This is a genomic window from Cupriavidus sp. NPDC089707, from assembly GCF_044748965.1.
Classification (GTDB): domain Bacteria; phylum Pseudomonadota; class Gammaproteobacteria; order Burkholderiales; family Burkholderiaceae; genus Cupriavidus.
Genome location: NZ_JBIVHB010000001.1, coordinates 400714 through 413179, shown reverse-complemented (window position 1 = coordinate 413179; position 12466 = coordinate 400714). Strand labels below are relative to the sequence as shown.

The window sequence follows — 12466 nt, the reverse complement described above, 5'->3', positions numbered from 1 at the left end:
TGTTGCGGCCTGCATTGTGGTGTTCGTGTCGTTGCTTCGCAGTGTAGGGGGACGAGCCTATTCTGAATAATGCATTGTTATACGACAGCTATTCAGGATTGATATACCATCGACCGTCGCCGCCGCGCATGCCTGCAGCGGCTCACCGGATCGAATGCCATGCCGCGCCCCCTGTCCTTTCGTGAAATCGAAGCGTTCCGCGCCGTCATGCTGACTGGCACCACCACTGCCGCCGCCGCGATGCTGCACACCACGCAGCCCTCCGTCAGCCGCCTGCTGTCGCAGATGCAGGCGGCTGCGGAACTCAAGCTGTTCGATATCGACAAGGGCCGGCTGCGGCCCACGCAGGAAGCCCGCACGCTGTTCGAGTCGGTGCAGAACCACTTCCAGGGACTCGCGCGGATCGAGCAGGATGTGGCGGCACTGCGCAAGTCAGGCACCGGCATGCTGCGTGTGGGATGCACCCCCTCGCTGGGGCTGGGCGTGCTGCCCGCCGTGGTCGGCCAGTTTTCGGCCCGGCATGCCGATATCCACCTGAACCTGCAGACCGTCGGCGCGCATGCGCTGCGCGACGGGCTGCTGACCGGACGGTTCGATCTGGTGCTGAGCACAAGCCCGCTGGACCATCCGCAATTCGACGTGCGCATCATGCACAAGAGCCACGCGGTCTGCGTCATGCACCCGGACCATCCGCTGTCGCGCCGCCCGTCGCTGCATGTGCGGGACCTTGCCGGGCAGTCGCTGATCACGCTCAATGCCGACGACCCGCTGCACGTGGCGCTGCGGGAGAGCATGCGCCGCGTCGGCGCCGAGCCTGCGGCAACCATCGAGACCACCTACTCCGGCACCATCTGCACGATGGCGGCACAAGGCACCGGCATCGGTATCGTCAACCAGTACGTTGCCAATGTCTTCGCGCATGCGTTGCGCGTGGTGCCGCTATCCCCGCGTTGCCCGGTCGACGCGCGCATGGCGTTCTCCGGCCACTGGGCGCCGTCCGCCATCGCCGAGGCGTTCGCCGCGCTGGTCGCTGCGCATTTCCGTACGCTGCGGCCGGCATCGAACGCCTGACGCAAGGGCTTACCATGGCAGCGAATACGTCTTGGTATTGCAGAAGCTCTTCATCGCCTCCAGCACACCCTCCTTGTAGCCCAGCCCTGAGTCCTTGATGCCGCCGAACGGCGTCAGCTCCAGCCGGTATCCCGGCACTTCACGCACATTGACGCTGCCGACCTTCAGCTCGCGCACGAAGCGCGTGATGTAGTCGAGCCGGTTGGTGCAGACCGAGGACGACAGGCCGTAGGCGGTGCCGTTGGAAATGCGGATCGCCTCGTCGATATCCTTGAAGCGGATCACCGGCGACACCGGCCCGAAGGTCTCGTGCCTGGCTACCGTCATCTGCGGATCGACATGATCCAGCACCGTGGGCGAGTACAGCGCGCCGCGGCGGATATTGCCGTAGCGCAGCGTCGCGCCGGCGGCGATGGCTTCATTGACGACGGTCTCGAACTGGATCGCTGCGGCCTCGTCGATCACGGTGCCCATGTCGACCTTCGGGTCCATCGGGTCGCCATAGTTGACGGCTTCGGTCTTCTGCACCAGCAGCTCGACAAAGCGGTCGGCCACGGCTTCATGCACCAGCATGCGCTTGATCGCCGTGCAGCGCTGGCCCGAGTTCTTGTACGAGCCGCTGGCCGCGAGCGTGGCGGCTTCTTCCAGGTCGGCGTCTTCCATCACGATGATCGGATCGTTGCCGCCCAGCTCCAGCACCTGGCGCTTGTAGGTGGCGGTAGCCGCGATGTACTTGCCGATCGGCACGCCGCCGGTGAAGGTCACCAGGTCCACGTCGGGGTGCGTCAGCATCTCGTCCGCAATCTCGCGCGGGTCGCCGGTGACGACGGACAGCATCTGCGGCGGCAGCCCGGCCTCGTACAGGATATCGGCCAGCATGCAGGCAGCCAGCGGCGTCTTCTCGCTGGGCTTGAGCACCATGCGGTTGTTGGTGGCCACCGCCGGCGCGACCTTGTGGATCACCTGGTTGAGCGGATGGTTGAACGGTGTGATCGCGGTGATCACGCCAAGCAAGGGTTCGCGCAGCGTATAGACCTTGCGGCTCTTGCCGTGGTGCGTCAGGTCGCACGAGAACACCTGGCCGTCGTCGACCAGGGCTTGGTTGGCGGCGAACAGCAGCACGTCGGAGGCGCGGCCCACTTCATATAGCGAATCCTTGCGGCACAGCCCGGATTCCAGCGTGATGGTGCGCGAGATCTCGTCCAGCCGCGAGGCGATGATCTCGCCCGCGCGCATCAGGATCTTGTAGCGCTCGTAGCGCGTCAGCGTGGGCTGGTAGTCGCGCGCGATGCGGTAGGCGCGGCGCACGTCGTCGAGCGTGGCCTTGGGCACCGTGGCGATGACTTCGCCGGTGTACGGGTAGGTCACCTCGATCACGTCTTCGCGGTAGATCTTTTCGCCGGCGATGCGCAGCGCTTCGTGGCGGATTTCGGGGATGGCTTGCAGTGCGTTCATGATGTCGATGCCCCGGGGTGCGGAGCGCAGTCGTCAGGAGGGAAGGAATACGGGGACGCGGGAGCCGGCCCGGTGCCCCTGCGTTCAGCGGCGGATAAAGGCCGCGATGATGGCGCTGATCATGCAGCTGGCCGCCACGATCGGGAACACCAGCGAGGTATCGCCCGACTGGTCCAGGATGCGGCCGATCAGCGGCTCGCCCAGGCCGGCGAGCAGGTAGGAGAAGAAGTTCAGGATGCCGGTCGCGGTTCCCGCGCGCCTGGCGCCGACCAGGTCCGGGCACAGCGCCCAGAACGAGGAGGCGGGGCCGTAGACGAAGAAGCCTGCCAGGAACAGCGCGACGATCGCGCCCATGCCCGTCGGCAACTGGTACATGACCATCGACGCGATCGCGCCCAGCACCATGTAGAGCATGATGGCCTTGCTGCGGCTGGAGCCGAACAGCCGGTCGGAGATCCAGCCGTTGGACAGCGCACCGAAGGCCGAACCCGATCCCGTGCCGGGCCTGCACATCGTGCCCTACCGCAGCGAACGCATTGTCGCGGTGGTGCCGCGCGGGCACCGGCTGGCGACGCGCGACGCGATCACCTTGCAGGACCTTGCCGGCGAGTCCGTGATCCTGCGCGAGCCGGGCTCGAAGACGCGCGACCGCGTCGAGCGCGCGTGCGGGCAGCATGGGGTGGCATTGCACTGCGCGATGGAGATCAACTGCCGCGAGGCAACGCTGCATGCCGCGGCCAGCGGCATGGGCATCAGCTTCGTCACGCAGATCGAATGCATCCCGCTGCCGGGACTGCAGGAAGTGCCGGTCGACGATGCGCTGCTGTCGATCGGCTACGCGCTGTGCTGCCTGGACGTGCGCAAGGACCGGCCGCTGATTGCCGCGCTGCTGGGCGTGGCGCTGTCGCCGCCTCGCTGAGTCACGCCAGCCACGCCAGCCACGCCAACCACGCCAGCCACGCCAGCCACGCCAGCCGCCATGTGGCGGCCGGGCCCTTTTGCCAGAGTCTGTTGCGGCCAGGCATCAGCGCCGTCGTGTAGGAGTAATGCCGGCACCGCATCAGCCCGCGACCGACAGCGCAACACGGCCCCGCTGCCTAGACTGAGTGCTACCGCTGCATCTCCGCCAAGGTGGCGATGCGCGGTCCCAGGCGCGCCGGGCCCCTCCACTGCCGGCGCCTCCAACAACAACTCTGGAGGTTTTCCATGGATCCGAAACAGCCCGCTCGCCTTCCCAAGATCGTCGGCGCGATTGCCGCCGGCCTGGCAGGCCTCAGCTGTGCCACCGTTTTCGCCCAGACCACCGCCGCGCCCGCGGCACCTCCGGCCGGCGCGCAGGGCGTGCCGCCCGGCGTCACCCAGATCGAGCCGCCCAAGGACCCGCTGGTCGAACGCCGCGAGGCTCGCAAGCGCGCCTCCGACGAATACAAGGCAAAGAAGAAGGCCGCCAAGGGCGAGTACAAGGAAGAAGTCGGCGAGGCCAGGCAGGAGCGCAAGGTCGAGGACAAGGCCGCGGACGCCACGGCCCGCCAGGAAATGGCAGCGCCAAAGCAGTAGCAGCATAGTGCAAGCCTGTTGTCATGGTGGCCGGCGTCGGCCGGCCACTTCTTTCCCCTCCCCTGATTTCCTCCGCTGACACACCTCCACCCAGCGTTGCGCATAGGTCTGCGCTGGCTTCCCGCTGACCGTGCAATGCCCGCGCAATGCCCGCGCAATGCCCGCGCTTGCAAGCCGCCGTATCGCGCCTAGACTCCATATGGGCAACCCGCGCGCATGCTTGCGCGGCTTGCATTCCACGCCATGTCCGCTGTCCGCCCGTCCTTCTGGTTGGCAGGCCTGCTTCTGTCCGGCCTGATGGGCATCTTCAGCCTGCGCGCGCCCTCTGCCGTGGCGCAGCAAACATCGCCTTCGCAAAAGCCGGCGCCCGCTGCGACGGCCCCGGCCGCCACTGCTCCGCCGAGCCAGGCAGTCCCCGCCAAGCCACGTGGCCTGAACCTTGCCAACAAGCCCCGTACCGGCGACTTCGACGTGATGTTCAATAGCCGCGTCATCCGCGTGCTGGTGCCATACAGCCGCACGCTTTACTTCAACGACAAGGGGCGCGAGCGCGGACTGACCGCGGAACTGGTGCGTGACTTCGAGCGCTACCTGAACAAGAAATACGCCGACCAGCTCGGCAAGCGCCCGCTGACGATCATCATCATCCCGACCACGCGCGACCGCCTGCTGCCTGACCTGATGGCGGGGCTTGGCGATATCGCCGCCGGCAACCTGACCGAGACCGAGGGCAGGCTGAAGCAGGTGGACTTCGCCGCGCCGCGCGACCGCAAGCCGGTGCGCGAGCTGGTGGTCACCGGGCCGAAGGCGCCGGCATTGCAGCGTCTCGACGACCTTGCCGGAAAGACCGTGCACGTACGGCGCGCCAGCAGCTATTTCGATAGCCTGACCCTGCTGAACGACGGCCTGCGCCACGCCGGAAAGGCGCCGATGAAGCTGGTCATGCTGCCCGACGCGCTTGAAGACGAAGACGCGCTCGAGATGCTCAACGCGGGCGTGCTGCAGATCGTCGTGGTCGATGACTGGAAGGCCGCGATGTGGGCGCAAATCCTGCCGGACATCAAGGTGCGCCAAGACCTGGCCGTGCGCGAAGGCGGCTATGTCGGCTGGGCCTTCCGCAAGAACAGTCCGCAGCTGCGGCAGGTGATCGATGACTTCTACGTCAATTTTGTCAAGAAGCAGGGCGTGGCGGAGTACCGGCTCAAGCAAGCCATGCAGCGCGTCAAGCAGATCAAGAACAACACCAGCGATGCCGAGTACAAGCGCTTCCAGCAGACCATCGCGTTCTTCGAGAAGTATGGCAAGGACTATGGCTTTGACCCGCTGATGCTGGCCGCGCAGGGCTTCCAGGAGTCGCAGCTGAACCAGGAGGCGCGCAGCCATGTGGGCGCGGTCGGCATCATGCAGATCATGCCGGCCACCGGCAAGGAGCTGAATGTCGGCAATATCAGGATGGCCGAGTCCAACGTCCACGCTGGCGCCAAGTACATGGACCGGCTGATGACGAAGTACTTCCCCGACGCGCATTTCTCGGAATCGGACCGGCCGCTGTTCGCCTTTGCCAGCTATAACGCCGGGCCGGGCAATATCGCCAAGATGCGCAAGGAAGCGGCGGCGCGGGGGCTGGATCCCGACAAGTGGTTCAACAATGTCGAGATCGTGGTGGCGGAGAGGATCGGCATCGAGACCACCACCTATGTGCGCAATATCTTCAAGTACTACGCGGCGTACCGGCTCATGCAGGACATGCAGGCGGCACGCGAGCGCGCGATCAGGCAAGTACAGAAATAGCGGCCGAGATCAGCGGGCCGGAATCAGTGGGCCGGAATCAGAGGCCGGCATTAGTGTCCGCGCGGCGCCGGACGCACTCAGTCAGCCAGGCCGCTCGCGTCGATGTATCCGAGCGCTTCGGTGACCGCGCGTCGCGCCTTGAGCACGTAGCAGACCTTGCGTTCCTGGATCGACAGCGCCAGCACTTCGGCCTGCACCAGTTCCTGGAACAAGTGGCCGGCGCGTGCCAGGCTGACCTTGGCGATGTGGGCCAGGTCGGCCGCGGGCAGCCCGTTCTCGCCCGCGTCGAGCAGCGCGCGGCACACGCGGGCCCGCGCGGGCTCCGTCATCAGGGCTAGGGTTAGGGTACTTTCCTGGGTCTCCATGGCCACACCTCGAACGTCCGGCGCGCCGGCCCGGGCTGCCCGGGGGTTGTCCGGGGTTGTCAGAGTGCAGCGGGGCGATCGGGCGGCGCAGTGTCTCCACGTTCTACGCGGCCCGGCGCGCAAACGCAATAGGGTGCAGCCATGCCGGCGCAAACACTGGTGCGATTACAACAAGCGCACCCGCCAGCCGCATTCGGGGGATGCGCGGGCGCGGCGCCCATGCACGGGACGGGCGCCGCCTATCTGCGTCAGGCCAGCACGAACGGCAACTGCCGCTGGCGCTTGCCGGTCAACCGGAACAGCGCATTCGCCACCGCGGGCGCGATCGGCGGCACGCCCGGCTCGCCCAGGCCCGTGGGGTTGTCCTGCGACGGCACGAAGAACACGTCCACCACCGGCGCATCGGTAATGCGCGGCGGCGGGAAGTCGGTGAAGTTGCTGTTCTTCACGGCGCCATTCTCGATCTCGATGGCAAACCCCGGCTTCGTCATCGCCAGCCCGAACACGCAGCCGCCCTGGATCTGGGCTTCGGCCGACAGCGGGTTGACCACGCGGTTGGCATGCACGCCGGCGGTCACGCGGTGCACGCGCGGCTCGCCCTTCACCAGCGACACGTCAACCACGTAGGCCACCACGCTGTTGAACGACTCGTGCACCGCCACGCCCCACGCATGCCCCTTGGGCAGCTTGCGCTTGCCATAACCGGACTTGTCCACCGCCAGCTGCAGCGCGGCGCGATGGCGCGCGTGCTTCTTTTCGTCGAGGCGCGCCATCCGGAACGCCACCGGATCCTGCCTGGCGGCGGCGGCCATTTCGTCGGCCAGCGTTTCCTTGACGAAGGCGGTATGCGTGTTGCCGACCGAGCGCCACCACAGCACCGGCACGTCCACCTGCGGGTGATGCACCGACATCTGCAGCGGCAGGTCGTAATCGTTCTCGACGATGCCCTCGGTCATGGTCGCGTCGACACCGTTCTTGACCATGAACGGTTCGAACGGCGTGCCCTTCAGGATCGACTGCCCGACCACGGTGTGCTGCCAGCCCACCACCTTGCCCTGCGCATCGAAGCCGATGCGCGCGCGGTGCAGATGCAGCGGACGGTAGTAGCCGCCGCGGATATCGTCCTCGCGGCTCCACACCACCTTGAGCGGCTCGGCATGGCCTGCGGCTACCCAGGCCTTGAGCACGTTGGCCGCTTCGACAAGGTAGTCGGAGGTCGGCACCGCGCGCCGGCCGAAGCCGCCGCCTGCCATCATGGTGTTGAGCACCACCTTGTCGGGCGCCAGGGCCAGCGTGCGAGCGATCGCGGCCTGGTCGACGGTCTGGAACTGCGACCCCACCCACACCTTGACCGCCTGCAGCTTGCCGCCCGACACCTCGGGCTGCAGCGTGCAGTTGAGCGGTTCCATCGGCGCATGCGCGAGGTACGGGAAGCGGAAGTCGGCCTCGATCTTGCGCGCTGCGCCGTTGATGGCCGCGCCGATATCTCCCCCACCCGCGCCCTCGCCTGCCCGCGCCACCGTGCCCGGCTGCGCGGCCAGCCTGGCGTACTCTTCGAACAGCGCCTGCGACGAGACCTTGGAGCCCGCGTCTTCCCACTGGATCTCGAGCGCATCGCGGCCCATCTTGGCCGGCCAGTAGCCGCTGCCGACCACCGCCACGCCGGTGCCGCCGCGATCCACCGGCACCTGCATCACGCCATGCACGCCCTGCACCGCGCGCGCCTTGTCCGCGTTGAACGACTTCACCTTGCCGCCAAAGCGCGGCGGGCGCGCGACCACGGCCACCACCATCTTGTCGAGCTTCGTGTCGATGCCGAACGGCGTGGTCGCCGCCATCTTGCCGCGTGCGTCCAGCCGCTGCGTGGGCTTGCCGACGATGCGGAACTGCGACGGGTCCTTCAGCGTGACCTGCTGCGGCACGGGCAACGCCATTGCCGCCGGCGCCAGTTCGCCGAACGTGGCGCGGTGGCTGCCGGAGGTGAGCACGCCCTGCTCGACCTTGATGCCAGCCGGATCGACCTTCCACTTCTGCGCGGCCGCGCTCACCAGCATGGCGCGGGCGCGCGCGCCCAGCTCGCGGTACTGCTGGAACGAGTGGTTCAGCGCGGTCGAGCCGCCGGTCATCTGCATGCCGAAGGCGGGATCCTTGTACGCGTCGCCCGCCGGCGCCAGCGTCGCGCGCACATTGCGCCAGTCGGCGTCCAGTTCTTCCGCCAGCGCCATCGGCAGCGCGGTATGCACGCCCTGGCCGAATTCCAGCCGGTTCACCGCCACCGTGACGGTGTTGTCCGGCGCGATGATCAGGAATGCCTGCGGCGCCGACGGCGACGCCTTGGGCTTGCCCGTCTCCTGTGCCTGCGCCAGCGGCGCCACGCCCAGCGCCAGCCCGCCGCCGGCCAGGCCGGTGAGCTTCAGGAAACCGCGGCGGCTCAGCGTGGCGATGCCACCGCCTTGCGCCGCGCCGTCGTTGCCGCCCTGGCCGCCAGCCAGTGCCTCAATGCCTCGGATTCGCATGATGGGTTCCTCCCGCTCAGGCCAGCGCGCGCGCGGCGTCTTTGATCGCCGCGCGGATGCGCTGGTACGTGCCGCAGCGGCACAGGTTGCCGGCCATGGCCTGGTCGATGTCGGCGTCGGTGGGGCGCGGCTTGCCGCGCAGCAGGCCGATGGCGCTCATCACCTGCCCGTTCTGGCAATAACCGCATTGCGCGACATCGTGCTTGACCCACGCGTCGAGCACGGCGCGGCCGACCTTGTCGGTGTCCACGCCTTCGATGGTGGTGATGCTGGCGCCCGCCGCGGCGGACACCGGCGTCACGCAGCTGCGCGTCGCCTGGCCGTTGATATGCACGGTGCAGGCCCCGCACGCGGCCATGCCGCAGCCAAACTTGGTGCCGGTCATGTCGAGGTTGTCACGCAGCGCCCACAGCAGCGGCGTGGACGGATCCACGTCGACCGTGCGGGTCTTGCCGTTGACGTTGATGTTGAGGGTGGTCATGGGGACACTCCTTGGGTACGTTGCCCGCTGGTCATGGCGTGTGCCCGGGCCCGCGCGCCGTCCGCCGGCTTGGGCCGGCATGGCGAACGCGTGAAGATGCGGGGGCACTGCCCGCGCGCAGCGTGGCGCACGGGACAAGTGAGGATAGTGCAATTCCGGTCACCTTGCCGGACGCATTGGTTCGCACATTGAGGCGCGTGGGGCGCATATGCGCGCTTCGGTGGTTTTTGCACGAACTTTGTGCATTTGCCCGTTGTCCCTCATGGATTCATCGCTTGCGGATTCCTGCCGCTGAAACAGTGCCGCCGACTATTCCAGAACGCCACCATCCGGTGACGGGTATGCCAGCACCGCCAGGCGCCGTGCGGCCCGGCGCCCGCGCCGCCGACGCTCCCGCCGTTTCCCGCACCTCCCATACCTCCCATACCTCCCATACCTCCCGCACCTCCCCTGCCATTGCCCGGCTCGACAGCATCCAGGCGCTGCGTGGCCTGGCCGCGGCCTTCGTGGTTGTCTACCATTCCGGCCTCGCGCTGGGCGGGGCCGACGCACCCGTGCTGGGCTGGCTGACCGCCAACGTGATCAAGCGCGGCCATGTCGGCGTCGATGTCTTCTTCATCATCAGCGGCTTCATCATTGCCTGGGTCGCGGTGCTGGCGCGGCCGCGCCCGGAGCGTCCGCTCAGCTTCCTGGTCCGCCGCGCATTCCGGCTGGCGCCGCCGTACTGGGCCATGTCGGTGCTCCACGCACTGTTGCTCAACCCGGTGACGCCGGCGCTGTTCGCCGCGTCGCTGGCGTTCCTGCCGACCACGACCGCGCATGCGCCCTACTACGGCTATCCGGCGCTGTACGTGGGCTGGTCGCTCAACTATGAGATCGCGTTCTACGCCGCGTTCGCGCTCGGACTGCTGCTGGCCGGGCGGCGCGCGCTGTGGGTGGTGCTGGCACTGTTTGCGCTGGCGACGCTGGTGCTGCCGTGGCGGCGCTTCGGCGCGCTGGGCGCCGATCCCGCGCAGGGCCACCCGTTCGCGTCGCCGTGGCTGGCGATGGCGAGCAACCCGCTGGTGCTCGAATTCCTGCTCGGCTGCCTGCTGGCCTGGGCCTATGCGCGCTGGCGCCATCTGCTGACGCCGTCGATCGCGCTGGCGATGCTGGCCACCGGCTGCGCGGCGTTCGCGCTGTCGCTGCCGCTGGTCGGCCCGGACTTCAGCCTGGCCGGTCGCGGCGTGCCGGCGGCGCTGCTGCTGGCAGGCGCGGTCGCGGCCGAGCATACCGGCATGCTGCGCGTGCCGCGCGCGCTGGTGTGGCTGGGCGAGCTGTCGTACGCGCTCTACCTGGTGCATCCCACCGTGATCGAAGGCGTCAAGCGGCTGATGCCCGAACTGACGCCAGACCAGACCGGCCTGCAGCTGCTGCGCTTTGCGATCGACGCCGCGCTGGCGCTGGGCCTGGCGCTGCTGCTGCACCGCTGGGTGGAGCTGCCGGGCATCGCCGCGGGACGCCGGCTGGCAAGGCAATGAGGCGCGGGGTGCAGTGACAGCGCGCCGTCAGCGCCGCGGCATATCCGCGAGGAAGAGGTACAGCGCAGTCAGCTCGGTATCGTTCATGCGCCCGAACGAGTCGAACGGCATCACCCGGCTGATCCGCGAGCCGTCGGGCCGCTTGCCGCTGCGCATCATCTCGATAAACGCGCCGGCCTGGCCATAGCGCGACATGACGCCGCCCGAGACCGGGCGCAGGTCTGCCGCCGGCGGCCAGTCGGGCGGCGCGCCGGGGATCTTGCCGCCGCTGAAGTCGTGGCCATGGCAGCCCAGGCAGGCGTTGGCGACATAGCCGCCGTACTGCGCCGTGGGCGCCGGCATCTGCGCGGGCTGCACCGGCAGGCTGTGGTCGATCTTGGCAGCCGCGTCCTGCACCATGCCCACGCCGTACAGCGCTCGCACCATCCATGGCAGGTTGACTTCGGCGGGCGCGCCCATGCCTGGCGGCAGGCTGCGCAGGTAGGCCACCAGCGCACCGAGGTCTTCGTCGCTGAGGCGGTTGTAGTCCTCGCTCGGCATGATCAGCAGCGGCCGGCCCGACGGCGCCACGCCATGGCGCACGCTGCGCACCCAGTCTTCGGCGCGGTACGCGGCGATGGCGGGGTTGCCGCGGGTCAGGTCGGGCGCGCGCACGCGCAGGCCGTTGGGATCGTCGAACACCTGCTTGCCACCGGCGCCCGCGCCATGGCACTCCATGCAGCCGCGCGATTCATAGAGGTACTTGCCGTGGGCGATGGCGGCGGCGTCGTCGCGCAAGGGCAGCGGCGCGACCTGCACCGCCACGGTCCGCGACGCCTTGCGCTCGCCGACCCAGACCGCTGCATAGGCCGCCACCGCCACGGCGGCGGCCACGCCGGCCAGGCCCCATGCCGCCACTCGCAGAACACGTGCCATCTTCGCCCTCCTGTCCGCCGCACTGGATGCAGCAGGATGCGTCCAGCGGACGGGGGGCTGTCGGTGGGCCAGGCCACACAGGTGCGCTGGGGCGCTGGCGGGCTTGGTGCGCTTGGGGCGCTTGGGGACGCTCAGGCCAGCCCGGCGGGGGCCCGGTCGATAAAGCCCGTCATGCGCGCCAGCCGGCCGTCGGCGGCAACGGTGGCGAAATCGGTGCCGACCACCAGCGCCGGCTCGCCCGCGGGCCCCAGCTCCCAGCTAAAGCGCAGGTGCTCGCCATGCGCGTCGACGGGGCTGACGCGGGTAAAACGGAAACCCGGAAACTTGCCCTGCACCGCCGCGATCATGGCGTCGATGCCGGCATGGCCGTCGCCGCGCATCAGCGGATCGACATAGCTGGCCGATTCGGTCCACGCCAGCGCGATCAGTTCGCGGCGGCGCGCGGGATCGGTTTCGTTCCAGGCGGCGAGGTAGCGGTCGGCTAGCGTGGCGGGATCGGTGGCGACGCTGGACTGGGAAGCTTGGACGGCAGCGGACATGGTGCTCTCCTGTGCGGGTTGGGATCCGTTCGGCCCGTCTGGCAGGCCATGGCTGCATGATGGATGCCCCCGCGCCGCGCCGCGATTACCCGCGAGGTCATCGCCGGCCGGCCTTACCCGCTGCGCCACCCCCTACCAAAAAATCGGCCCGAACACCAGTGGCAACAACGCCCACGGCAGCCCGCTGCCCGGCTTTTGCCCGGGTGCCCATCCCCGTTACAGTTGCCGCTACGCTGGGCGGCAGTCCGTCCGCGCG

The 12466-nt window shown here is 68.4% G+C and carries 11 protein-coding genes and 1 pseudogene; 5 read left to right on the top strand and 7 right to left on the bottom strand.

Annotation, left to right across the window (positions count from 1 at the left end; genetic code table 11):
* Positions 1-159 precede the first annotated feature (159 nt).
* Positions 160-1071, top strand: a complete 912-nt coding sequence (locus ACIP1U_RS01955; protein WP_400311041.1) for a LysR substrate-binding domain-containing protein — start codon at positions 160-162, stop codon at positions 1069-1071.
* A 9-nt stretch (positions 1072-1080) separates the two neighbouring features.
* Here the strand turns inward: ACIP1U_RS01955 and phnY are convergent, their stop codons facing one another.
* The gene (gene phnY / locus ACIP1U_RS01950) at positions 1081-2526 is read right to left on the bottom strand and encodes a phosphonoacetaldehyde dehydrogenase (protein WP_400311038.1); all 1446 of its coding nucleotides are present in this window, start codon (positions 2524-2526) and stop codon (positions 1081-1083) included.
* An 84-nt stretch (positions 2527-2610) separates the two neighbouring features.
* Positions 2611-3015, bottom strand: a pseudogene (locus ACIP1U_RS01945) (MFS transporter); the annotation flags it as partial.
* Here ACIP1U_RS01945 and ACIP1U_RS01940 point away from each other — a divergent pair.
* The 3 genes from ACIP1U_RS01940 (at position 2939) to ACIP1U_RS01930 (ending at position 5874) form a co-directional block, all read left to right on the top strand.
* The gene (locus tag ACIP1U_RS01940; RefSeq protein ID WP_400311035.1) at positions 2939-3445 is read left to right on the top strand and encodes a LysR family transcriptional regulator substrate-binding protein; all 507 of its coding nucleotides are present in this window, start codon (positions 2939-2941) and stop codon (positions 3443-3445) included. The pseudogene ACIP1U_RS01945 and the gene ACIP1U_RS01940 sit on opposite strands and share 77 nt — an antisense overlap.
* A 287-nt stretch (positions 3446-3732) precedes the next feature.
* Positions 3733-4083, top strand: a complete 351-nt coding sequence (locus tag ACIP1U_RS01935; RefSeq protein ID WP_400311032.1) for a hypothetical protein — start codon at positions 3733-3735, stop codon at positions 4081-4083.
* A 243-nt stretch (positions 4084-4326) separates the two neighbouring features.
* Positions 4327-5874 (top strand): transglycosylase SLT domain-containing protein, encoded by a 1548-nt coding sequence (locus ACIP1U_RS01930; protein ID WP_400311030.1) that lies wholly within the window; start codon positions 4327-4329, stop codon positions 5872-5874.
* Positions 5875-5951: 77 nt separating this feature from the next.
* Here ACIP1U_RS01930 and ACIP1U_RS01925 read toward each other — a convergent pair whose 3' ends face one another.
* The 3 genes from ACIP1U_RS01925 to ACIP1U_RS01915 form a co-directional block, all read right to left on the bottom strand.
* A complete protein-coding gene (locus tag ACIP1U_RS01925) occupies positions 5952-6239 on the bottom strand; it encodes a hypothetical protein (protein WP_063236953.1) in 288 nt (95 codons plus the stop codon).
* 248 nt (positions 6240-6487) lie between these two features.
* Positions 6488-8755: a molybdopterin cofactor-binding domain-containing protein gene (locus ACIP1U_RS01920; RefSeq protein WP_400311027.1), complete on the bottom strand. Its 2268-nt coding sequence runs from the start codon at positions 8753-8755 to the stop codon at positions 6488-6490.
* 16 nt (positions 8756-8771) lie between these two features.
* On the bottom strand, positions 8772-9236 hold the full coding sequence (locus ACIP1U_RS01915; protein ID WP_400311024.1) for a (2Fe-2S)-binding protein: 465 nt from the start codon (positions 9234-9236) through the stop codon (positions 8772-8774).
* Positions 9237-9577: 341 nt separating this feature from the next.
* Here ACIP1U_RS01915 and ACIP1U_RS01910 point away from each other — a divergent pair, with 341 nt between their 5' ends.
* A complete protein-coding gene (locus tag ACIP1U_RS01910) occupies positions 9578-10756 on the top strand; it encodes an acyltransferase family protein (RefSeq protein ID WP_400311021.1) in 1179 nt (392 codons plus the stop codon).
* 27 nt (positions 10757-10783) lie between these two features.
* On the opposite strand, the gene ACIP1U_RS01905 is transcribed toward ACIP1U_RS01910, so the two are convergent.
* Positions 10784-11671, bottom strand: coding sequence for a c-type cytochrome (locus ACIP1U_RS01905; RefSeq protein WP_400311018.1), 888 nt, complete (start codon positions 11669-11671; stop codon positions 10784-10786).
* Positions 11672-11802: 131 nt separating this feature from the next.
* A complete protein-coding gene (locus ACIP1U_RS01900; RefSeq protein ID WP_400311015.1) occupies positions 11803-12210 on the bottom strand; it encodes a nuclear transport factor 2 family protein in 408 nt (135 codons plus the stop codon).
* Between the last annotated feature and the right edge of the window lie 256 nt (positions 12211-12466).